Annotated in this window: 23 protein-coding genes, 1 other RNA gene and 1 pseudogene; 14 read left to right on the forward strand and 11 right to left on the reverse strand. The window is 69.1% G+C overall.

Annotated elements, in window-relative coordinates; genetic code table 11:
• The first annotated feature begins 131 nt into the window (after positions 1 to 131).
• Positions 132 to 329, forward strand: coding sequence for a nucleotidyltransferase domain-containing protein (locus AWB94_RS36210; protein WP_409365947.1), 198 nt, complete (start codon positions 132 to 134; stop codon positions 327 to 329).
• Between the two features lie 44 nt (positions 330 to 373).
• On the forward strand, positions 374 to 1,237 hold the full coding sequence (locus AWB94_RS01490; protein WP_062654579.1) for an alpha/beta fold hydrolase: 864 nt from the start codon (positions 374 to 376) through the stop codon (positions 1,235 to 1,237).
• Here AWB94_RS01490 and AWB94_RS01495 read toward each other — a convergent pair whose 3' ends face one another.
• Positions 1,238 to 1,633: a VOC family protein gene (locus AWB94_RS01495; RefSeq protein WP_062654580.1), complete on the reverse strand. Its 396-nt coding sequence runs from the start codon at positions 1,631 to 1,633 to the stop codon at positions 1,238 to 1,240.
• 12 nt (positions 1,634 to 1,645) lie between these two features.
• Complete coding sequence (locus AWB94_RS01500) at positions 1,646 to 2,473, reverse strand: oxygenase MpaB family protein (RefSeq protein WP_062654581.1); 828 nt, start codon at positions 2,471 to 2,473, stop codon at positions 1,646 to 1,648.
• 54 nt (positions 2,474 to 2,527) lie between these two features.
• On the opposite strand from AWB94_RS01500, the gene AWB94_RS01505 reads away from it, so the two are divergent.
• Positions 2,528 to 3,499 (forward strand): cobalamin biosynthesis protein, encoded by a 972-nt coding sequence (locus AWB94_RS01505; protein ID WP_062654582.1) that lies wholly within the window; start codon positions 2,528 to 2,530, stop codon positions 3,497 to 3,499.
• Here AWB94_RS01505 and AWB94_RS01510 read toward each other — a convergent pair.
• From AWB94_RS01510 to AWB94_RS01520, 3 genes are read right to left on the reverse strand one after another with little or no spacing between them, the layout of a single operon-like run.
• Positions 3,444 to 4,265 (reverse strand): SURF1 family cytochrome oxidase biogenesis protein, encoded by an 822-nt coding sequence (locus AWB94_RS01510; protein WP_062654583.1) that lies wholly within the window; start codon positions 4,263 to 4,265, stop codon positions 3,444 to 3,446. The two genes, AWB94_RS01505 and AWB94_RS01510, sit on opposite strands and share 56 nt — an antisense overlap.
• Positions 4,262 to 4,732 carry a low molecular weight protein-tyrosine-phosphatase gene (locus AWB94_RS01515; RefSeq protein ID WP_264022064.1) on the reverse strand — a complete coding sequence of 157 codons (471 nt, stop codon included), beginning with the start codon at positions 4,730 to 4,732 and terminating at the stop codon, positions 4,262 to 4,264. The genes AWB94_RS01510 and AWB94_RS01515 overlap by 4 nt, the downstream gene beginning before the upstream one ends.
• Positions 4,733 to 4,769: 37 nt before the next feature.
• Positions 4,770 to 5,429, reverse strand: a complete 660-nt coding sequence (locus AWB94_RS01520; RefSeq protein WP_084394907.1) for an HAD-IA family hydrolase — start codon at positions 5,427 to 5,429, stop codon at positions 4,770 to 4,772.
• A gap of 49 nt (positions 5,430 to 5,478) precedes the next feature.
• Between AWB94_RS01520 and cobC the strand changes: the two genes are divergently transcribed.
• The 4 genes from cobC to AWB94_RS01540 are packed head-to-tail and all read left to right on the forward strand — an operon-like array spanning position 5,479 to position 9,399.
• Positions 5,479 to 6,489, forward strand: a complete 1,011-nt coding sequence (gene cobC, locus AWB94_RS01525) for an Rv2231c family histidinol phosphate aminotransferase CobC (protein WP_272937604.1) — start codon at positions 5,479 to 5,481, stop codon at positions 6,487 to 6,489.
• The gene (locus AWB94_RS01530) at positions 6,486 to 7,613 is read left to right on the forward strand and encodes a Nif3-like dinuclear metal center hexameric protein (RefSeq protein ID WP_234811567.1); all 1,128 of its coding nucleotides are present in this window, start codon (positions 6,486 to 6,488) and stop codon (positions 7,611 to 7,613) included. Before cobC ends, AWB94_RS01530 begins: the two co-directional genes overlap by 4 nt.
• On the forward strand, positions 7,613 to 8,341 hold the full coding sequence (locus tag AWB94_RS01535; RefSeq protein ID WP_062654586.1) for a zinc ribbon domain-containing protein: 729 nt from the start codon (positions 7,613 to 7,615) through the stop codon (positions 8,339 to 8,341). Before AWB94_RS01530 ends, AWB94_RS01535 begins: the two co-directional genes overlap by 1 nt.
• The gene (locus AWB94_RS01540) at positions 8,338 to 9,399 is read left to right on the forward strand and encodes a bifunctional RNase H/acid phosphatase (RefSeq protein ID WP_062654587.1); all 1,062 of its coding nucleotides are present in this window, start codon (positions 8,338 to 8,340) and stop codon (positions 9,397 to 9,399) included. The genes AWB94_RS01535 and AWB94_RS01540 overlap by 4 nt, the downstream gene beginning before the upstream one ends.
• 13 nt (positions 9,400 to 9,412) lie before the next feature.
• Here AWB94_RS01540 and AWB94_RS01545 read toward each other — a convergent pair whose 3' ends face one another.
• Complete coding sequence (locus AWB94_RS01545) at positions 9,413 to 10,009, reverse strand: CGNR zinc finger domain-containing protein (protein ID WP_062654588.1); 597 nt, start codon at positions 10,007 to 10,009, stop codon at positions 9,413 to 9,415.
• A 94-nt stretch (positions 10,010 to 10,103) separates the two neighbouring features.
• Here AWB94_RS01545 and AWB94_RS01550 point away from each other — a divergent pair, with 94 nt between their 5' ends.
• Positions 10,104 to 10,673: a TIGR03086 family metal-binding protein gene (locus AWB94_RS01550; RefSeq protein WP_062654589.1), complete on the forward strand. Its 570-nt coding sequence runs from the start codon at positions 10,104 to 10,106 to the stop codon at positions 10,671 to 10,673.
• A gap of 15 nt (positions 10,674 to 10,688) precedes the next feature.
• On the opposite strand, the gene AWB94_RS35625 is transcribed toward AWB94_RS01550, so the two are convergent.
• Both AWB94_RS35625 and AWB94_RS01560 read right to left on the reverse strand, forming a co-directional pair.
• Entirely contained in the window at positions 10,689 to 11,792 is a 1,104-nt protein-coding gene (locus AWB94_RS35625) for a redoxin domain-containing protein (protein ID WP_234811569.1), read from the reverse strand.
• Between the two features lie 41 nt (positions 11,793 to 11,833).
• Entirely contained in the window at positions 11,834 to 12,379 is a 546-nt protein-coding gene (locus AWB94_RS01560) for a redoxin domain-containing protein (protein ID WP_084394909.1), read from the reverse strand.
• Positions 12,380 to 12,572: 193 nt separating this feature from the next.
• On the opposite strand from AWB94_RS01560, the gene AWB94_RS01565 reads away from it, so the two are divergent.
• On the forward strand, positions 12,573 to 13,199 hold the full coding sequence (locus AWB94_RS01565; RefSeq protein ID WP_062654591.1) for a TetR/AcrR family transcriptional regulator: 627 nt from the start codon (positions 12,573 to 12,575) through the stop codon (positions 13,197 to 13,199).
• A gap of 19 nt (positions 13,200 to 13,218) precedes the next feature.
• Here AWB94_RS01565 and AWB94_RS01570 read toward each other — a convergent pair whose 3' ends face one another.
• Positions 13,219 to 13,788: a type II toxin-antitoxin system RelB family anti-toxin gene (locus AWB94_RS01570; protein ID WP_062654592.1), complete on the reverse strand. Its 570-nt coding sequence runs from the start codon at positions 13,786 to 13,788 to the stop codon at positions 13,219 to 13,221.
• 47 nt (positions 13,789 to 13,835) lie between these two features.
• Here AWB94_RS01570 and AWB94_RS36400 point away from each other — a divergent pair.
• The 5 genes and pseudogenes from AWB94_RS36400 to rnpB form a co-directional block, all read left to right on the forward strand.
• A pseudogene (locus tag AWB94_RS36400) lies at positions 13,836 to 14,690 on the forward strand (NAD(P)/FAD-dependent oxidoreductase); the annotation flags it as partial.
• Between the two features lie 63 nt (positions 14,691 to 14,753).
• Entirely contained in the window at positions 14,754 to 15,386 is a 633-nt protein-coding gene (locus AWB94_RS36405; protein WP_432443936.1) for a class I SAM-dependent methyltransferase, read from the forward strand.
• A 12-nt stretch (positions 15,387 to 15,398) separates the two neighbouring features.
• Entirely contained in the window at positions 15,399 to 16,088 is a 690-nt protein-coding gene (locus AWB94_RS01580) for a trimeric intracellular cation channel family protein (RefSeq protein ID WP_234811570.1), read from the forward strand.
• 45 nt (positions 16,089 to 16,133) lie between these two features.
• Positions 16,134 to 17,498, forward strand: coding sequence for an HNH endonuclease signature motif containing protein (locus AWB94_RS01585; protein WP_062654595.1), 1,365 nt, complete (start codon positions 16,134 to 16,136; stop codon positions 17,496 to 17,498).
• 31 nt (positions 17,499 to 17,529) lie between these two features.
• Positions 17,530 to 17,927, forward strand: an RNA gene (rnpB, locus tag AWB94_RS01590) — RNase P RNA component class A.
• A gap of 4 nt (positions 17,928 to 17,931) precedes the next feature.
• On the opposite strand, the gene AWB94_RS01595 is transcribed toward rnpB, so the two are convergent.
• A complete protein-coding gene (locus AWB94_RS01595) occupies positions 17,932 to 19,374 on the reverse strand; it encodes a CYTH and CHAD domain-containing protein (RefSeq protein ID WP_062654596.1) in 1,443 nt (480 codons plus the stop codon).
• 73 nt (positions 19,375 to 19,447) lie between these two features.
• Positions 19,448 to 21,421 (reverse strand): 5-oxoprolinase/urea amidolyase family protein, encoded by a 1,974-nt coding sequence (locus AWB94_RS01600; RefSeq protein WP_062654698.1) that lies wholly within the window; start codon positions 21,419 to 21,421, stop codon positions 19,448 to 19,450.
• Positions 21,422 to 21,426: the final 5 nt, after the last annotated feature.

Below are 21,426 nucleotides of genomic sequence, written 5' to 3' on the forward strand. Positions count from 1 at the left end.
ACACACCCAGCCAACCAGACACCCCAATCACAGGCCGACAGCAGCTGACCGTTCTACACCCTCAATCATGAAGAGCCAGTTTCTCGTGTAACAGGCCCTGTTGACGGTCGCCGAGCGAGTTTTCGGGCGTCGTGAGCAGATCTGCGCCGTGCTCGCGAGTACAGTGCGACCATGCTCGACTGTTTGGCTCAGTGGCGTTGGGCGCCGCTGGACCGGACAACGACGCCGACATTCTCGTAGATCGGGTTTCAAGGAACAGTTGCGGCGGCTCTGTGAGAACCCTTTCGACGTCTGTCGTATCCACGCATGCGCCCGTGTTGGCGATGTAACTTACCGCTCAGTAGGGTCGAGGGTGGAGCGAACAGGAGCTGCCATGGCTGAGACCAAGTTCATCGACATTCACGGTGCACGTCAGGCCGTCGTGGACGAGGGCGAGGGCGACGAGGTCCTTTTGCTGATCCACGGAATGGCCGGCAGCGCGCACACCTGGCGGGACGTCCTGCCGCAACTCGCCAAGAAGTACCGGGTGATCGCGCCCGACCTGCTGGGCCATGGGCAGTCGTCCAAGCCCCGCACCGACTACTCGCTCGGCGCGTTCGCCGTCGGCCTGCGCGATCTGCTCGACCAGCTCGGCGTGCGATCGGCCACGGTGGTCGGCCACTCGCTGGGTGGCGGGGTGGCCATGCAGTTCGTCTATCAGCATCCCGACTACTGCCGCCGCCTCGCGCTGATCAGCAGCGGCGGCCTCGGCCCCGACGTCGGCTGGATCCTGCGGCTGCTGGCGGCCCCGGGCGCCGAGTTCATCATGCCGGTGATCGCGCCCGGACCGGTGCTGCGCGCCGGAAACACGGTGCGCTCATGGTTGAGTTCGGCCGGCCTGCGTTCGCCGCGCGGCGCGGAGATCTGGAATGCGTACTCCTCCTTTGCCGATCGCGAGACGCGCGAGGCCTTCCTGCGCACGCTGCGGTCGGTGGTCGACTATCGCGGCCAGTCCGTCAGCGCGCTTAACCGGCTGAACCTGCGTGAAGGTCTGCCCGTGCTGGCCATCTGGGGCGACCGGGACGACATCATCCCGGTCGACCACGCCTACGCAGCGCTGGACGCGCGGCCGGACTGCCGCCTCGAAATCCTGCCCGGCGTAGGCCATTTCGCGCAGGTCGAGCGGCCGGCTGCGGTCATCGACCTGATCGACGAGTTCATTTCCACGACCCAACCAGCCGACCCGGCTCGCGGCTGATCACTCCGGCGGCGCGAAGAACTCCAGCGCGATGCCGTCCGGGTCCCGGAAACTCAGCCCCGACCCGTAGTGCGCGTCGACGACGCCACCGTGGGCGATACCGAGTTCATCGAGCTTGGTGGCCCACGCCTGCAGCTCCGCACGCGACGCGCAGCCGAACCCGACATGGTCCAACCCGGCCCGGAATTCGGTGAACTCGCCGGGTTCGATCCCGCGCTCGTGCTGGTGGATGCCGAACAGCGTCCCGCCGTCCAACTCCCACACCAGATGCCGGAAGCCGGCGTCGGTCTGCTCGTCGAGCACCGGGTCGAACCCGATCAGCGCGCGGTACCACGGCCCGCTGACGCCGATATCGCGCACCGTGACCGCCACATGGTTCAGTGCCGCAAACGACATGAGTTTCCCCTTTCACACCACTCGTTTTCCCAGCCGGGCCCGCACCCGCATGTCCCACAGGTACAGCCGGTACCCGAATGTCCAGACCTCCCGCGGCACGATCCGGTCGGCGGCGCGCAACCCGGCCAGCAACAGCGCGAACCGGCGCTGGTCGTCCGGAGTCCAGTCCAGCTTCATCAGCGTGCGGAACGGGCTGGACAGAAAACCCTTGGTGGCGAACAACATCGGTGGTCCGGCCAATTGCCGCAGCGGCGACGGCAAAAAGGCCACCGACGCCACCCCGTACAGGTGCTCACGCACCGGTTCGTCGACCCGCAGATCGTCGAGGGTCCGCTTCCAGTACTCGTCGAATGCCGACCGGTCCGGCGGCCACATCTCGGCGCGCACCTGCAAGGTGGTACCCAGCCTTCGGGCGTCGGCGTAGACGGCGTCGGCCGATTCGTCGTCGAGCGGTCCGTACAGGAACTCGTGCTGGTCGACGAAGTACCGATACAGGCATGCGGCCACCCACAACTGCAACTGCGGGTCGAAAGCGTTGTAGCGCAACGGGCTGGACCCGGTGGACCGAACCCGGGCGTGAACCCGGTCCACCTCGGAGCGGATCAGCGCGCGATCGGCGTCGGTGCCGCAGGTGGCCGCCGCGAGGTAGGTGCCCGTGGTGCGGGCCCTCTTGAACGGGTGCAGATAGACATTGCCGCTGTCGACCGAGCTCTCCAGCACGCCGTACCCCACACCGGGCAGCGACAGTTGCATGATGACGTTGGCGGCCGGCGCCAGCGCGGCGACCGGGTTGAGCAGGTCGATGACGCGGCGCGGACGGCGCGGTGGTCCCAGCCTCATGTCTGTGAGTACAGCACCTTGCGAGACGTTCGGGCGAGGAACCGACGGGGAACTATGCTGCCCGTCGTGTTCGGACACACTGCCCGCGCGGCCGGGCTGGCCGCCGGCTATCTCGCCGACCTGTGGTGGGCCGATCCGCAGCGGGCTCACCCGGTGGCCGCGTTCGGGACGGCCGCCGCCGCGCTGGAGAAACGCACGTACGCCGACAGCAGGGCAGCCGGCGTCGTGCACACGGCCACCCTGCTGGGCGGGCTCGCCGCCCTCGGGATCGCCGCCGAGAAGGCCGCGGCGCGGCGCGGGCCGGCGTGGACCTTCGCCGTCACCGCGGTCAGTACCTGGGTGGTGCTCGGTGGCACCTCACTGGCCCGTACCGGCGCGCAGATGGCTGACCGGCTCGGCAGCGCGGACCTCGACGGGGCCAGGGCTCTGTTGCCGTCGCTGTGCGGCCGGGACCCCGCGGCGCTGGACGCCGACGGCCTTGCCCGCGCGGCGCTGGAATCGGTCGCCGAGAACACTTCGGATGCGCAGGTCGCCCCGATCCTGTGGGGCGCGCTGGCCGGCGTGCCCGGACTGCTGGTGTATCGCGGCGCCAACACCCTCGACGCGATGATCGGGCACCACTCACCGCGGTATGAGCGATTCGGTTGGGCCGCCGCGCGTTTCGACGACGCGGTCAACTACGTCGGGGCGCGGGTGACGGGGCTGTGCACAGTCGCGGTCTCGGGCGCGCCGGGTGCGACCTGGCGGGCGTGGCGACGTGACGCCGAGAAACACCCCAGCCCGAATGCCGGGGTCGCCGAGGCGTCGTTCGCCGGGGCGCTCGGTGTGCAACTGGGCGGGCCGACTCAGTACCCGCACCGGCTGGAGCTGCGCCCCACCCTGGGTGACGGTTCGCCGCCGCGAGTGGGCGATCTGCGGCGCGCGGTCCGGCTGTCGCGCTCGGTGCAGGCATTGGCCACCGTCGCGGCCGTCAGCGCCGCCGCCCGTACCGGTCGGCGAGCTTCTCTTCGGCGGTCTGCGGCGTAGCGTCCGGCGCATCGGAAGCCACCGCCTTCTCACGCCGGCGCGCCTTCACCTCGGCGACGACGAAATACCCCAGCCCGATCGGCGCGACGATCCCGAACGCGATCCACTGGATGCCATAGGACAGGAACGGCCCGGCGTCCAGATGCGGCAGCGCGATCACGCCGAGGCCGCCGGGCTGGTTGTCCACCAACTGCAGGTAGGAGCCGGCCAGCGGGACACCGGTCACCTGCGACACCTGTCCCGGGTTGATCGAATACACCTGTTGCGCGCCGTCGGCCCGGAACGGCTCCTTGCCCAGCGCGACGGGCTCGGCATCGCGCAGCCGCGCCTCGATGGTCACCGATCCGCCCGGTGGGGCGGCGAACGGCGGCAGCGCCGTGCCCTGCTCCGGTTTGACGTACCCGCGGTCCACCAGCACCGTCGGCCCGTGGTCCACCGCGAACGGGGTCAGTACCTCGTAGGCCGGGTCACCGTCGACCGACCGCAGCCGGGCCACCACCTGCGCCTCGGGCAGATACCGTCCCGTCGCCGTCACCCGGTGCCATTGCTGATCGGGGGCCGACGAATCCTGGTGGGGCAGAACGCTGGTCAGCGGCACCGGGTCCGCGGACAGTGACGCGGCGATCTGTGAGTTCTCCCGGGAGGTCTTGGTGTTCTTGCCCAGCTGCCACGGTGCCAGCACGGTGAAACACAACCAGGCGAACGCCAGCACCACGACGAACAGCGCCAACCACTGTGGCCGGATCAGGAACGCCCAGCGCTTCATTGCTCGGCCAGCCTCTTGTCCACCCACTCGTGCAGCCCGGCCAGCGAGGCATCGATGACGTCGAACACGTCCTGAAAGTCGTGCAGCGATCCGTAGTACGGGTCTTCGACGTCGAGGGCGTAAGCGGCCGAACGCGGATCGAAGGATCGCATCATCCGTAGCCGCTCGGCCGGTACCCCCATGTCCTTGAGCATCCGGGCGTGATTGCGGCCCATCGCGATCACCATGTCGGCGGCCAGATGATGCTCGTCGATCTGCGTGGCGCGATGCGCGGTCGGGTAACCGTGCTGGCGCAGCACCTGATTGGTGCGGTGGTCGGCCGGCTCGCCGGCATGCCAGCCGCCGGTGCCCGCGCTGGTCACCCGCACCACGTCGGCCAGGCCGCGTTCGGTTATCTGGTGGGCGAACATCTTCTCGGCCATCGGGGACCGGCAGATGTTGCCCGAGCAGATGAAGGTGACATGCACAAGCTGTTCCCCCGGTCGCTGCGCTCCTACCCGCCGCCTAGACACCGAGCACCTCCCTCAGATCGGCGATGGTGTCCACCCGGTGCAGCGGGGCGGGGGCGTCGGGTCCGTCGAAATCGGCGCTGCCGTAACCCCAGCCGACGACGACGGTGTTGATCCCGTGCTGCCCGGCGCCTTCCACATCGTGGGACCGGTCGCCGATCATCAGCACCCGCTCGGGCAGCGGGCTCAACTGCGCCAGCGCGTGGGCGACCACATCGGCCTTGGCGGCGCGGGTGCCGTCCGAACTCGCGCCGGCGATCACCTCGAAATAGCCGTCCAGGCCGAAGTGGGCCAGGATGCGCTTGGCGGTGGTCTCCGCCTTCGACGTGGCGACGGCCAGCCGCACACCGGCGGCGCGCAGATCGGCCAGCAGCGCCGGGATGCCGTCGAACAGGCTGTTCATCGCCCAGCCGCGGGTGGTGTAGTCGGCGCGGTAGGCGGTGATGGCCTCGTCGACACGGTCACCGAGTCCCATCGCGGACAGCGTGTGATGCATCGGCGGCCCGACGATCCGGCCGGCCAGGTCCCCGTCGGGCACCGGGACACCGACGATGTCCAGCGCGTACCGGAAGCTGGCGACGATCCCGTCGGCAGAGTCGGTGAGGGTTCCGTCGAGGTCGAACAGCACCAGCTGGGGGAGACGTGTCACGGTCATATTGTCGCCGATGTACCTGTGCCTGCGGGCGGCGCACTACTGTCGTGCTGTGGTTCACGGGGTTCGGCAGGCGGCGCGCTATCACGGCGATCAGGCCGTCGAGCCCGGGATGCTGGACTTCGCCGTCAACGTCCGCGCGTCCGGGCCGCCGTCCTGGCTGGTCGACCGGCTGACCGCACGCCTGGGTGAGCTGGGCCACTATCCGTCTGCCACCGACACCGACCGCGCCGTGCGGGCGGTCGCCGCCCGGCACCGGCGCGGCCCAGACGAGGTCGCCCTGTTGGCGGGCGGTGCCGAGGGGTTCGCGCTGCTGCCCAACCTGGCACCGAGGCTGGCCGCGCTGATCGCGCCGTCGTTCACCGAACCGGAGGCCGTGCTGAGCGCCGCCGGCATTCCGGTCGAGCACGTCGTGCTGGCGCCGCCGTTCGCGCTGAGCGGCGCCCGGGTGCCGGAGGCGGCCGACCTGGTGGTCGTCGGCAACCCGACCAACCCCACCTCGGTGCTGCACCCGGTCGACCAGATCCTCGCGCTGCGGCGCCCGGGCCGCATCGTGGTGGTGGACGAGGCGTTCGCCGATGCCGTGCCAGGCGAGCCGGCGTCGGTGGCCGCGCTGTCGCTGCCCGACGTACTGGTGTTGCGCAGCCTGACCAAGACGTGGTCGCTGGCCGGCCTGCGGGTCGGTTACGCGCTGGGGGCGCCGGAGGTGCTGCAACGGCTGACCGCCCGGCGCGCGCACTGGCCGCTGGGCACCCTGCAGCTGGAGGCGGTGACGGCGTGCTGCGCGCCCGACGCGGTGGCCGAGGCACAGGCCGGTGCGCAGCGGCTGGCGGTGATGCGTGCCGAGATGGTGGCCGGCCTGCGCGCGGCCGGTGTCGACGTGGTCGACGGCCATGCCCCGTTCGTGCTGCTGCGCGTCGCCGATGCCGAGCTGGCCCGCAAGAGGCTGGACGCCAAGGCAATTGCGGTGCGTCGCTGCGACACGTTCGTGGGACTGAACGGTGAGTATCTGCGGGCCGCGGTGCGTCCCGAATGGCCGCTACTGGTGGAGGGCCTGCGTTGAGTGTGCAACTGTCCGACGTGATCGCGGTGCTCGACACCGCGTATCCGCCTGCATTGGCCCATGATTGGGACTCGGTGGGCTTGGTGTGCGGGGACCCGACCGAGCCGGTGACCTCGGTGACCATCGCGGTCGACGCCACCGCCGAGGTGGTCGACGAGGTGCCCGACGGCGGCATGCTGCTGGCGCACCACCCGCTGCTGCTGCGCGGTGTCGACACCGTGGCGGCCAGCACCGCCAAGGGGTCGTTGATTCACCGGCTGATCCGTTCGGGCCGGTCGCTGTTCACCGCGCACACCAATGCCGACGCGGCGTCGCCGGGCGTCTCCGACGCCCTGGCCGAAGCGCTGGGGCTGGAGGTGCGCGACGTGCTGGCGCCGGCCGAGTCCCGCGCCGACTTGGACAAATGGGTGGTCTTCGTTCCCGCGGGCGACGCTGAGAGCCTGCGGGTTTCGCTGTTCGCGGCGGGTGCCGGGCAGATCGGTGACTACTCCTGCTGCAGTTGGACTGTCGGCGGCACCGGCCAGTTCCTGCCGCTCGACGGCGCCAACCCGGCCGTCGGCACGGTGGGCACCGTGGAGCACGTGGCCGAGGACCGGGTCGAGGTGATCGCCCCGTCCGCGCGCCGCGCGGCGGTCCTGGCGGCGCTGCGCGCGGCACATCCGTACGAGGAGCCCGCCTTCGATGTCTTCGCCCTGGCCCCGCTGCCGTCCGGCGTCGGGATCGGGCGGATCTGCACCCTGCCCGAGCCGGAATCGTTGGCCGCCTTCGTCTCCCGGGTGCGCGACAGGCTGCCCGCGACCTCATGGGGCGTGCGGGCGGCCGGGGACCCGGGACAGCTGGTGTCGCGGGTGGCCGTCTGCGGGGGAGCGGGGGATTCGCTGCTGGACGTGGCGGCCCGCTCCGGCGCGCAGGTCTACCTCACCGCCGACCTACGCCACCATCCGGCCGACGAACACCGCCGCAAGTACGACACCGCGTTGGTGGACGTGGCGCACTGGGCCAGTGAGTACCCCTGGTGCAGCCAAGCCGCCAAGCTGCTCACCGACCGTTTCGGCCCCGAACTTCCGGTGCACGTGAGCACGGTGCGCACCGATCCATGGAATATCGATGAAGGACATCTGTGATGAAAGCTGCACTCACCCAACAGCGTTCGCTACTGGCCCTGACCGAGCTCGATGCCGAGCTGAGCCGGGTCGAGCACCGGGCCCGTCATCTCACCGAACAGCAGGAGTTCGACAAGGTGCAAGCCGAGCACCGGGCCGCCAACGACCAGCTCGCCGTCCTGGGCATCGCCCTGGAGGACCTCGACGGTCAGGTCGCCAAGCTGGAGAGCGAGATCGACGGTGTCCGGCAGCGCGAGGACAGGGATCGGGCACTGCTGGACGGCGGGTCGGTGAACCCCAAGCAGCTCTCGGAGCTGCAGCACGAACTGGAGACCCTGCAGCGCCGCCAGTCCGCGCTGGAGGATTCGATGCTGGAGGTCATGGAACGCCGGGAGGCGTTGCAGGCCCAACAGTCCGAGCAGCTCACCCGGATCGACGCTTTGCAGAACGAGCTCTCGGCGGCCCAGCGGGCCCGCGACGAGGCGCTGGTCGCCATCGACCAGGCCCGTCAGGTCGGCGCCCTGCGCCGCAGCGAGTTGGCATCCGCATTGGAACCCGACCTGGTGGCCATGTACGAGAAGCAGCGCGCCAAGGGCGGTCCGGGCGCCGGTCTGCTGCAGGGCAAGCGCTGCGGTGCCTGCCGCATCGAGATCGACCGCGGTGAGATGGCGCGCATCTCCGCCGCCGACGAGGACGAGGTGCTGCGCTGCCCGGAGTGCGGGGCCATCCTGTTGCGGATCAGGCCGTGAAGGTCGTCGTCGAAGCCGACGGCGGCTCCCGCGGCAATCCGGGACCGGCCGGCTACGGTGCAGCGGTGTTCAGCGCCGACCGGTCGACGCTGCTGGCCGAACGTCAGCAGTCCATCGGACTGGCGACCAACAACGTCGCCGAGTACCGCGGCCTGATCGCCGGGCTGGAGGCGGCCGCCGAGGTCGGCGCCACCGAGGTGGCGGTGTTCATGGATTCCAAACTCGTGGTCGAGCAGATGTCGGGACGGTGGCGCGTCAAACACCCCGACCTGCTGGAGCTGCACCGCGAGGCCACCCAGGCGGCGCGTCGGTTCGCGTCGGTGAGTTACGAATGGATTCCGCGGGAACGCAATTCGCACGCCGACCGGCTGGCCAACCAGGCGATGGACGCGGCTGCGGATCCGCCGGCCGAGAAGCCGGCGGCGCCCGGCTGGACCGGCGCCCGCGGAGAACCCACCCGATTGTTGTTGCTGCGGCACGGCCAGACCGAACTGTCGGTGCACCGGCGCTACTCGGGCCGCGGCAACCCGCCGCTGACCGAACTCGGCCGCACCCAGGCCGACGCGGCGGCGCGCTATGTCGGCGAGCAGGGCGGCGTCGCGGCCGTCATCTCCTCACCGCTGCAACGGGCCTACGAGACCGCGGCCGCGGCCGCCAAGGCGCTGGGTCTGGACGTCACCGTCGACGACGATCTCATCGAGACCGACTTCGGCGCCTGGGAGGGCCTGACGTTCGGTGAAGCGGCCCAACGGGATCCGGAGTTGCACGGCCGGTGGCTACGCGATACCAGCGTCACACCGCCCGAGGGCGAGAGCTTCGACGCCGTGGCGCGGCGGGTGCGCAGCGCCAAGGACCGGATCGTCGCCGAGCACGCCGGGTCGACGGTGCTGGTGGTGTCGCACGTGACGCCGATCAAGACGCTGCTGCGACTTGCCTTGGACGGCAACGCCGGAATCCTCTACCGGCTGCATCTGGACCTGGCGTCGCTGAGTGTGGCCGAGTTCTACCCGGACGGGTTGGCCTCGGTGCGACTGGTCAATCAGACCGCGTATCTGTAGGCGCCTCCGCTCGTCAGCCAGGGTGATGGCGGCGGTAATGCCGGGCCGCTCGCGCCCGATTGCCGCAGATGTTCTGCGTGCAATATCTCCGGCGGGCGTCGTGCGCGATGAAGAGCATGCTGCAGGCGGGGTTGGCGCATTGTCGAAGTCGGTCGTGCGCAGGCCCGACGAGGATATCGATGAGGCTTTCGGCGACCGCCGCCAGTGCCAACTCGTGCGATTGCTCATCAGTTGCCAGCAGTAGGGTCTCCGCCGCCCATCCGGTCCCGGACCGCTTCAGCTGCCGAGTCGATGCGACGGCGGCAGCGGCCGCATTGACGCGATCGATGCTCGCCCGCGGCGGCGTGGCGGCGCCGATGTGGGCATCGAGAATATTCCGGACGGCTTGCCGGAGGGCGACGGTCGCCGAGAGGGATGGTGTGCCTGCGCGAGCCGGCAGACGGTCACGTTGAAGGTCCCACCATGCCCGGCAGGTGGCCTCGTCGGGAATCAGATCCGTGCCGGGGTCGGTCGCCGTGATGAGCGTGTCGGCGAGGTCCACGGCGAGCGGTTCGTCGGCGACGGGAAACCCCAGCGCCTGCGCACTGTCCAGCCTCGATGGGTCGCTCACCCTGCTAACGATATCTCAGTGTTGACACCGTTAGTTCAGCGCGATACAAAGTAACGGCAACTGTGAACAATTATCGTTAGAAACTGGAGACCGGATGTCCTCGCTCGAATTGCTGCACCAGGCCGATCGACGACTGGTGACCCTGGTCGCCGAGCTCAGCTCGGCGGATCTGGACGTCCCCAGTCCGTGCGCGGACTGGAACGTGCGATCGTTGGTCAGTCACACGATCGCCTCGATCGATGCGTTTTCCGCGGCTGTGGACGGTGCGGGTGGCCCGACCGAGCAGGAGCTCTTCAGTGGAACGGACATCTTGGGGTCCGATCCACTGGGCGTGACTGAACGGGCGGTGGCGCGCTCGCATCGCGCATGGGCATCGATCATCGACTGGGAGAAACCGGTCACCACCGTCATCGGGGCGATGCCGGCCGTTTCGGCTGTAGGGATCATCACGTATTCGACCCTGATCCACAGCTGGGATCTCGCCACCGCCGTGGGTGCAGAGGTGGAATTCACCGATTCCGAAGCTTCGCTCGCGGAAGCCGTTGGGGCGCAGCTGGTTCCCAGCCTTCGGCCGAGTGGTCTGTTCGGTGCCGAGGTGGAGGTCGGGCCGGGGGTGAGCCCGACTGCGCGGCTGGTGGCCCTCGCCGGTCGAAATCCGCTCTGACTGCGCTGGACCGCCTCAGCCGGACAAGGCCGATGGGTCTTGAGCGATGATCGCCTCCACGCCGGAGCGAAGCATCTCGAGTTCGTGCTTGGCTCGATCGTCGTAGTCGTGGGCGGAATCATCGAGCACGCACACCGTGCCGACGACCTGGCCTTCGGTGTTCCGCACGGGTAGTCCGAAGTAATTCGTCAGGCCGAATTCGACTTCGTCTGCATTGCCCGCGAATGCCTCGTCATCGCGGGAGTCGCGAATGAACACCGCGTCGCCGGTGTCCACGACTCGCTCGCAATACAGTGGTACCTCGGCGTCGCCCGTCGCCGCCTTCTGGCCGGCGTCTCCGACACGATAGAAGTCGGCGCCCGCTCCGGCCGTTGCGGCCACCACCATGGAACCGGGGTCAGAACGCATGACGAGGCAGGATTTGACGCCGAGTGTCTGTGCCAGTTCGCTCATCCGCGACGTGATCGATGTGAGGCCGGGGGTCGAATCCGCCGTGCCTGGTGTCCGGGTGATCTGGACGACGGCGTCCAGAATATCGCCGGGTTCGGTTCTTTTGGCGTAATTGGGCTGAACGTCGATCCACCGCAGGATGTGCGCTTCGTCGACGACGGCGACGGTCGGCATCGGTAGTTCGACGGTGCCGTCGGCGTTCACCTCACGAAGGTCCAGCCCCAGGGAGAGTTGGGCAGCCAGAGCTTCGGTGCTCGGCGCCGTGAGAATGCCGAATGCTGCGGCCAGTTGATTGCCGGGGTCGGACACGACGGTGAAGCTCAGTTCGTTGTCATCGCGACTGGCCGTCGACCCATCCGGTGTCTGCGGGCTGATTGCGATGAGTTGCACGCCTCGGGCGCGCAACGCCGGGGCCAGATCCTTTTCGTAGGCTCGTAACGCCATATTGCAGTACGGGCACCAGGAGCCACGATAGAAGACAATGACGGTGGGGCTGCTCGCGAACAATTCATCGGATGCCACCTGCGTTCCATCGGCGTGCATCAGCGGCACGGTGGGCACTCGAAGGCCTGGGACTGCCAGCGACGCCGGCAGTCCCGAAGCATCCAGGGCGCGTTGTTCTGCTGCGAATACCTCCAGAAGTGCCGCAGTCCGGTCGGATTTGTTCATGCTGTGCCTTCCTGTTTCATCTTATGTACTGTGCAGTACAGTCACGAATTCACTTGTGCCGCGGCCCGAACAGCGGCGACCACGTCGTCGATGTTCGGGATGTCGGCCGCGGTCACACTTCGGTGTGCGTACACGACACGTCCGTTACGGTCCAATACGAACGTCCCTCGGCCCTGCAGGAAGTCGGAGCCGACCCCGATGCGGCTGCCTGCGCGCAGGACGCGAAAAACTCTGGCAGGAGAGAAGGCCAGATAGCGGATGCGTGAGAATCGACCGACATCGGCGGCATTCTCCAACGAGCGAGCTGTGTCGCTGACGCAATGAAAAGGTATTCCGCGGTGGTGACATGACGTGCGCACTTGGTCAACACCTTCGCGGTAGACCAGCATGACCGTCGCGCCGATTTCGTCCAGCTGGTCGCTGACGGCGATGAGGTCGCGAGCCGCCTGCTGGCAGAACGGACACCACATCCGATGGAAAGCGACGATCACCGGTCCTCTGCCCAGCAATCGGGAGACCGTGAGTGGCCCGTCCGGAGAACCGACTTCGACGTCGACCGGGAATTGCATACCTACGACAACTGACATGGAGGCTCGTTTCGGTCATCCCGGGAGCGAAGTCTCTCGGGTGCAAACTGTACTACTCAGGACAATTTATGTCGCAGGTCGGCATTCGTCGCTCGAATCGACCACCCGCGCTCGCAATGTCAGCATTTCGTCATTCTTCGGGTTGATGGCTCGCTTGTGCCTGTTGCGCACCACGACGCGATATCTTCGAGCAATGTCGACCACACGTCGGCCGGGCCGATCGGCGCTGCCGGCCACCGAGCGGGGCCGTCGTAGTCGCGCGGCCATTGTCGATGCGGCTGCCGCGGCGATCTACGCGAATGGCGTCGCCGCAACGAGCCTGGACGATGTGCTGACATCCGCGGGTTGCGGTAAGTCTCAGCTGTACCACTACTTTTCCGGCAAGGCCGAACTGGTTCGTGCGGTCATCGAGCGACAGCTCGAGCTGGTCCTGGACTGCCAGCCCGAGATACACCGGGTGGATTCGTGGGCGGGATTGCGAAGATGGGTCGACCAGATCGTCGACATGCACCGCGCGCCCGGAGGTCCGTTCGCCTGCCCGCTGGGATCATTGGCGGCCGAACTGAAGGGGGACGAGACCTATGCCGAGAGTCTTGCGCTCGCGTTCGGGCGCTGGGAATCCCTGCTGGCGGCGGGCCTTCGTAAGATGCGCGACCGCGGGCAACTACCCCCCGGCGCCGATCCCGAGAGCCTGAGCCGCTCCATTCTGGCCACGTTGCAAGGCTCGATGTTGCTGGCGCGAGTCCATGGCGACGTGACCATCGTGAGCGATGCCATGGACAAGGCGCTGGCCACCATGCAGCCACGCAAGGGGCGGTGACGGTCGCAGGGGTATGGCGTCAAGAACTGTGCAGGTGCATCCGCTCGCCGTGGACGTCGAAGATCATGATCGCCTCGACCGGCCCGTCCACGGTGCCGAACCAGTGCGGTGTCCACGTCGAGAACTCCACGGCCTCACCGGGTTCGATGATGAAATCACGCTCACCGAGGATCAATCGCAGTCGCCCGGACAGCACGTACATCCAGTCCTGACCCTCGTGGACCGGTAACTCCGTCGGCGGCTTGTTGCGCCGCGCGCTGACCCGCACCTTGTAGGTGTGCCGGCCACCGGTGGGCCCGTTTCGAGTCAGCGGCCAGTACGTGACGCCGTGCCGGGTGTGCGAACTGCCCCGCACGCGGGGGTCCTCGGACTCCGGTTCACGCAGCAGTTCGTCGGTACTGACGGCCAGGGCCGCGGCCAACCGGGGGAGGTGGTCCAGTGCCAGCCGGCGCTTGCCCGACTCCAGCCGACTCAGCGTCGACACATCGATGCTGGCCCGCTCCGCGACATCCTGCAAGGTCAAGCCCTGCTGGTTGCGCAGGTCGCGCAGTCGCTTTCGGACCGTCTCGTCGACCGAGTTTGCCTGCATGGCAAATCAGCTTGGCAGGTTCGAGGGTGCCCGGCAAGCTCGATGGCATGGACATCACATGGGATTGCGTCATCGTCGGCGGTGGCGCGGCGGGTTTGAGCGCCGGCCTCGTGCTGGGCCGGGCCCGCCGCCGCACCCTGGTCGTGGATCAGGGCGCCCAGAGCAACCTGGCCGCGCACGGGATCGGCGGGCTGCTCGGCCATGACGGTCGTCCGCCCGCCGAACTGTACGAGCTGGGACGGGCCGAGCTGCAGGCATATCCGAGCGTGCAGGTGCGGTCGGGCACGGTGGTCACCGCCGTGCGCGACGGTGCAGGGTTCGTGCTGACCCTGGCCGACGGACGTCAGGAACGGGCGCGTCGAGTGCTGCTGGCCGCCGGTATGCACTACGAGATGCCGGAGATCCCGGGACTGGCCGAATTGTGGGGCCGGTCGGTGTTCCACTGCCCGTTCTGTCACGGTTGGGAGGCGCGCGACCAACCGCTGGCCGTGCTGGCGCAGGGCGACCGGGCCGTGCACGTCGCACTGCTGCTGCGCGGCTGGACCGATGACGTCATCGTGCTGTCGAACGGTCCGGCCGGGCTGGGTGCCGAGGAGCTCGACCTGCTGGCGGGCGCCGGGGTCAAGGTCGACGAACGGCAGGTCGCCGAGTTGCGTTCGGAAGCAGGGGAATTGACTGCGGTGGTGTTCGCCGACGGGGGACAGTTGCCGCGTCGTGGCCTGCTGGCGGCCGTCGGATTGCGCCAACGCAGTGATCTGGTGGCGCAGCTGGGGTTGGCGCTGGCGCCGCCGTCGCCGGTCGCCGTCGATGCCGTCGCGGTCGACTCGATGCAGCGCACCTCGATGCCCGGCGTGTTCGCCGCCGGTGATCTCTGTGTGGGCATGCCGCAGGTGTCGGCTGCCGTGGCGTCGGGCTCGATGGCCGGCGCCGCGGTGATGCAGAGCCTGATGAGCGAGGATGTCGGTATGCCCGGGCCCGCGTGGCCGGTGTTCGACTCCACAGCCGAACTGCACTGGGACCGTCATTACGGTGAGCGGGAACGGGTCTGGAGCGGACGGGTGAACGTTCGACTGGCCGAGGTCGCCGAGTCGCTGCCGCCCGGTCGTGCGCTGGATCTCGGGTGCGGTGAGGGTGCCGACGCGATCTGGCTGGCCAGCAAGGGCTGGCAGGTGGTCGCCACCGACATCTCCGGCGTCGCATTGGCGCGGGCCACCGAGGATGCCGGAGAACTGTTGGGGCGTATCGATTTTCAGCAGCACGATCTGGACAAGAGCTTTCCGTCCGGTGAGTTCGATCTGGTGTCGGCGCAGTTCCTGCACTCCATGTTCCCGCTGGATCGCATAGCCGTGCTGCGCAAGGCGGCCGCGGCGGTCGCCCCGGGCGGGCGGCTGGTGATCGTCGATCACGGTGCCGCCCCGCCCTGGTCGAAACACAAGGACTACCCGTTCCCGAGCGTCGAGGAGGTGCTGGGAGCGCTGGATCTGGGACCCGAGTGGGAGCGGCTGCGCGCCGAACCGGTCGGGCGTGAGGCAACCGGACCGGACGGACACACCGGTCATCTGATCGACAATGTGATGGTGTTGCGGCGCCGATCGTAGATACCCTCAGGCGTGTTCGGTGAACTGTTTCGTGTCCTCGACCTGGCCGGTGTTTTCACCAACGCGATCCTCGGCGGCATGGTCGCCCGCGACAAGCGTTTGGACCCCGTCGGTTTCGCGGCGCTGGCGCTGCTGTCCGGACTGGGTGGCGGCGTCATCCGGGACACGCTGTTACAGCACGGCCCGCCGGTGGCGCTCACGGATTCGCTATACGCCTTGACCGCCATCGCGGGAGCGGCGGTCGCCTTCGTGCTGCCGGTGCGCGGCCGGGCGTGGAACGTCTCATTCCTGCTGATCGACGCGCTGGCGCTGGGCTGTTGGGCGACGGTCGGCACGCAGAAGACGCTCTCGTTGGGGCTGGGTTGGCTGCCGGCGCTGCTGCTGGGCACCATCACCGCGGTCGGCGGTGGCGCGCTGCGCGACCTGTTCGTGCTGCGGATCCCGCAGATCTTCGGCGGCAACACCTTGTATGCGAGCTGCGCGATCATGGCGAGCGCGGTGGTCATCGCGTTCTGGTACGCCGGGCAGCCGACCGCCGGGGCGCTGGTCGGCACTGCGGTGGGCGCGGCGATGTGCGTGTTGGCCCGCTGGCGGCGTTGGCAGCTCGGTGAGGGGCTGGCGTGGGACTACGTGGTGGAGCGGCTTCCCGGTCAGCGGCTGCCGCGGGTGACGGTCCGGATCGCGCGCCGGCGCGGTGAGTGAATTTTTGCGCACGGCTTGTCACCCGGCACGAGTAGAATCGCACATGTGTTCGAATCGATGCGGCACCTCGACACCGCCCGCGCGGCGTTGCGGGCCGAGCGTGCCGCGACCGCGCGGCGGCTGATCGATCTCGGGCATTACGCCCGGGAGCGGATGGTCGAGCTGGGTAACACCCACGAGGACTGGGTGGTCGACGACTGGGAGATGGTCGCCGTCGAGGTGGCGGCCGAGCTGGGCATCGGGCGCAAACGCGCCTCCACCGAGATGGCGCATGGACAGACGTTGATCGAGCGCTTGCCGCGGCTGGCCGAGGTGTTCCTGGCCGGGAATGTCGAGTACGGGCACTTCACCGCGGTCGTTGCGCGCACGGCGTTGATCACCGACCCCGACGTACTGACCGTCCTCGACGAACAGCTGGCCGCAGCGGCGCCGGGCTGGTGCGCCCGCTCCCGGGATTGGGTCGCCGAGCAGGTCGACTGGATGGTGCTCGACCTCGATCCCGAGGCGGTCCGGGTGGCCAAACAGCGCCGCCTCGACCGCCATATCGAGATTCAGCCCGCGGACAACGGGCTGTCCGACGTCTACGGATCGATCGACGCCGCCGATGCCGCGGTGGTGGACAAGCGCCTCAACCAGATCGCCGGCACCGTCTGCGGCGCGGACCCGCGGACGTTCGCCCAGCGCCGGGCGGATGCGTTGCGGGTGTTGAGCGAGGGTGGCACGCGGCTGCCCTGTCTGTGCGGATCGCCGGAGTGCCCCGCCAAGGACGCCGACGCCCCGGCCGCCGGCATCGTCATCCACGTGGTGGCCGAACAGTCGACCATCGACGGCACCGGTGACACCCCGGGTCTGGTGCCGGGCTACGGGACCGTTCCCCCCGAGCAGGTCCGGGCGATGGCGTCGGAGGCGCGGTGCCGGCCGGTCGCCGACGCGGCGAGCCTCACCACCGAGCCCGGGTATCGGCCCTCGGCCAAGCTGGCCGACTTCGTGCGCTGCCGCGACCTCACCTGCCGGTGGCCGGGCTGCGATGTCCCGGCCGAACGGGCCGATATCGACCACACCACCCCGTGGCCGTACGGGCCCACCCACCCGTCCAACACCAAGCTCTACTGCCGAATCCACCACCTCGTGAAGACCTTCTGCCCGGGCTGGACCGACACTCAGGGCCCCGACGGCAGTGTCACGGTGATCTCCCCGGCCGGGCGCATCTACAAGACCAAACCCGATGGCGCGCTGTTCTTCCCGGCGATGGCCATGCCCACCGCCGATATCGCGCCCGCCACAGCGCCCCCGCCGAAGGCGACCCGCGGGCTGGCGATGCCGACTCGTGCCCGCACCCGGGCGCAGGCCCACGCGTATCGCATCGCCCACGAACGCGCCCTCAACCGCTGCGACGAGTTACCGCCGTAAACGCGGAAAAGGGTACGGTATTCGGCGCGGACGAGTTGGCCGGGCGACCGCGGCGCTCAGGGTTGCCTGGGTGTCGAGGAAAGTCCGGACTTCACAGAGCAGGGTGATTGCTAACGGCAATCCGAGGCGACTCGCGGGAAAGTGCCACAGAAAACAGACCGCCGCCTGTCCCATCGGGGCAGGAGGTAAGGGTGAAACGGTGCGGTAAGAGCGCACCAGCATCCCGGGTGACCGGGGTGGCTAGGCAAACCCCACCCGAAGCAAGGCCAAGAAGGCCGCAACCTGGTTGCGGCTGCGCAAGCGTTCGAGGGCTGCTCGCCCGAGCTTGCGGGTAGGCCGCTTGAGGCACCCGGCGACGGTGTGTCCAGATGGATGGTCGCCGCCTCACTTCGTGAGGGACAGAATCCGGCTTACAGGCCAGCTCGTCCGCCCCCTACTTGCCCACCGCCTTGCGCAGGGCCTTCAGCGCGGCGCCGACCCGATTCTCCGAGTCCAGGGCGACCTCGGCCTCGCGTTGGTACAGCAGGCCGTAGGTGAAGGTGTCCTCGCCCGCGGCGTGTGCGGCGTCGGCCTGCGCCAGCAGGTGGGTGCGGCTGACCACACTGTCCTGGTGATCGCCGAGCAGCGTCTGGATGGTCTTGGCGCCGTCGGCCACCGCGGTGTCACCGTGTGCGGCGGCGGTGTAGCGAAGTTGCTTGGCGCGCTTGCGGATCCGGTGCAGCGCCTCGTCGGTGCCCTCGGCCTCGGCGGCCTTGGCCGCCTTCTTCACCTTGCGGTACGCGCCCTCGACGGTGACCGGCTGAGACTCCGCGCCGGCGGCGGCCGCGGGGGCGGCGACCACGGCGTCGAGCGCGTCGAGCAGCCGGAAGTACCGCTCCGAGCGCATCGCCGCCACCGACCGGCGCCAGCCGGCCTTGTACTTCTGCTTGGCGCCCTCGACCAGCCGCTCACGCACCGGCCCGCGCACCAGATCGGCGGGCAGCGAATCCAGCGCCCGCTGGTACTTGTCCGCCAGCACCTCCGCGTCGCGGGCCACGCCCAGCACCGCGGCCAACTGCTTGAGTTCGTCCAGGATCCAGGTGTTCTCGGGGCCCGATTCCTCGGCCAGCAGGCTGCGGATCTTGCGGGTGGTGACCCGCATCTGGTGCACCGCATCCCACGCGTCGGCACGCACCGCGCGGTCCCACACCAGCAGGGCGTCGACGTTCTCGGCGATGGCCCGATGTACCGGGTCCGTCGAGACCGGCGCCGGCTCGGGTGCCGCGACGTCGAGCACCCGCGCCAGTTTCGAACCGTGCCCGGCCGGGACGGCGCCGGCGTCCAGCAGCCGGTTGGCCAGCCGCTCCAGCACTTCCGGCGAACCGCCGCCGACCAGCTCCAGCTCCCATTCCCGCCATGTCTGCGGTTCACTGTCCGGGCGCAGCGCCGAGGCCGTCACGTTGTCGTCGCAGAACTCCGCGAGCGGGGTGCCGTCGGCACCGAACAACAGCGCCACCGAACGCTGCGTCGTGATCCGGGCCACCGCCTGCAGGGGCCGGTCCCGCACGATCGCGGCCACCACATCGCGAATCTCGTCGGGCACCGCATCGGCCAGCGCGGCCCGCACCTCGGTGCGGGTGTCGGCGCCGCTGGTGGGCAGTTTGATGTGCCAGCCGGCGTCGCCGCCCCCGGTGCGCCGGCGCAGCGTGATCTTGCGTGCCGCCAGGTCGTAGCCGGCGGTGTCGTAGTAGACCGCCTCCAGCGTCTGGGTCGGTGAATGCTGCACCCGCGTCACGACGGCCAGCCCCTCGAACGAAGGGGACACCGTGGTTTCCAGCACGTCGAACTTGCGCTCCACCTCGGTGTAACGGGAGGTCTTGGGCTTGGCAGCAGGCATTTTCACCTTATGTCTGGACGAAGTCACTGTCGAAAGTCGTGAACAGGTTGCCACATCCAGGTGAACAAACGGCTCAGCCCGCTCGGCGGAACTCCCCGGCGCGGTCCCAGGCCTGTCGTTCGGCGCCGAACGCCGCCGCTTGCTGGGCCCGGAAGCCCGCGATCGAGTCCGCGTGCGCGGCCAGGAAGTCGCGGTACTCACCGAGGTCGAACTTGCCGTCGGCGATCTGCACCTGCCCGCGCCCGGCCGCCATGTCCGCGCGCAGATCGAGCAGCTCGTCCGCACTCACCGGGTAGAAGCTGATCCGGTCGAAGTAACGCAGCAACCACGGCGTACCCGGCTCGAAGGACTGCGAGTCGGCCGGATGCCGGTGATTCCACACCTGGGTGGTGCGGCCGACGAACTGGTAACCGCCGGGGCCCTCCATGCCGTAGACGCACATGTACGCCCCGCCGATCCCGACCGCGTTCTCCGGGGTCCAGGTGCGCGCCGGGTTGTACTTCGTGGTCACCAGGCGATGACGCGGGTCCAGGGGAGTGGCCACCGGCGCCCCGAGGTACACATCACCCAGGCCCAGCACCAGATACTCGGCGTCGAACACGATGTCGTACACCTGTGCCACATCCGCCAGGCCGTTCACCCGCCGGATGAACTCGATATTCCACGGGCACCACGGCGCGTCGGCCCGCACCCCGTGCATGTAACGCTGGATGGCCTCGCGGGTGGCCGGATCGTCCCAGGACAACGGCAGCCGCACGGTCCGGCTGGGCACGACGAGTTCGGTTGAGGCGGGCAGGCCTTCGTCGGTCCGGGCGATCAGGTCGACCACCTCGGCCATGGACAGCACGGCCGGGTCGAACTGCACCTGCAGCGAGCGCACACCGGGCGTCAGTTCGGTGACCCCGGTGACGCGCAGTGCCAACAGGTGTTCGTAGAGCACGTGCACCCGGGCCCGCAGCACGAGGTCGAGCACCATCTGCCCGTATTCGACAAGGACACCACCATCCCCGGCCCGGCGCATCGTCACCTCGGTCCCGTCGGCGGCGCTGAACCGCCGGAGCACACCGTCGTCGCCGTCGCCGCCGGTGGATTGCACCCACGGCAACGACGCCCGGCGATCCATGTCGATGCTGCGCAGCGAGGGCGCCCGATCGGCACGCACCGGGACGAATCGCACCGTGTCGCCGGGCGCGAGCTGGCCCAGCTTCCAGCGGTCGCCGCCGACGACGGTGACGGGGCAGACGAAACCGCCCAGGCTGGGTCCGTCGGGCCCGAGCAGAATCGGCGTGTCACCGGTGAAGTCGAGCGCGCCCACGCAGTAGGCGTTGTCGTGGATGTTGGACGGGTGCAGGCCGGCCTCACCGCCGTCGGTGCGGGCCCACCGCGGTTTGGGGCCCTCCAGCCGCACGCCGGTCCGGTCGGAGTTGAAGTGCACCGTGTAATCGGTGCCGGTGATGGTGTCGATATCCGCACGGGTGAAGAATTCCGGTGCGCCGTGCGGCCCCTCGGTGACCGCGATCTCCCAGCGGTGCCCGATGGCGGGCTGCTCGTCGATGGCCGCCCTGGCGTCGCGGTCCGGCCGGTCCTGATGCGGTCCGGGGTCGCGTCCGGCGCGCAGCTCGTCACCGGCGCGCAGCGCCCGGCCGTCGTGTCCGCCGAACGAACCCAGCGTGAACGTCGCTGTGCTGTCCAGGTATTCGGGCTCCACCAGGCCGCCGGCCACCAGCACGTAGCAGCGCATACCCGGCCCGGACAGCGTTCCGACGTCGAGCACACCACCGACGGGCACGGTCACCGACCGCCACTGCGGCACCCGCACACCGTCGACCGTCACCGGCACCGGCGCGCCCGTCACACACACCCGGCCGCCGTCGGGGAAGCGCAGGGCGGGCCCGCTGCGGGTGCATTCCAGGCCGGCCAGGCCTTCGGCGTTGCCCAGCACCCGGTTCCCGATCCGGAACGACAGGTCGTCCATCGGTCCCGAGGGCGGGACGCCGATGTGCCAGAAGCCGATCCGGCCGGGCCAGTCCTGCACCGTGGTGAGCATGCCGG

Origin of the sequence: Mycolicibacterium canariasense, assembly GCF_002101555.1 — a bacterium.
Classification (GTDB): Bacteria; Actinomycetota; Actinomycetes; order Mycobacteriales; family Mycobacteriaceae; genus Mycobacterium; species Mycobacterium canariasense.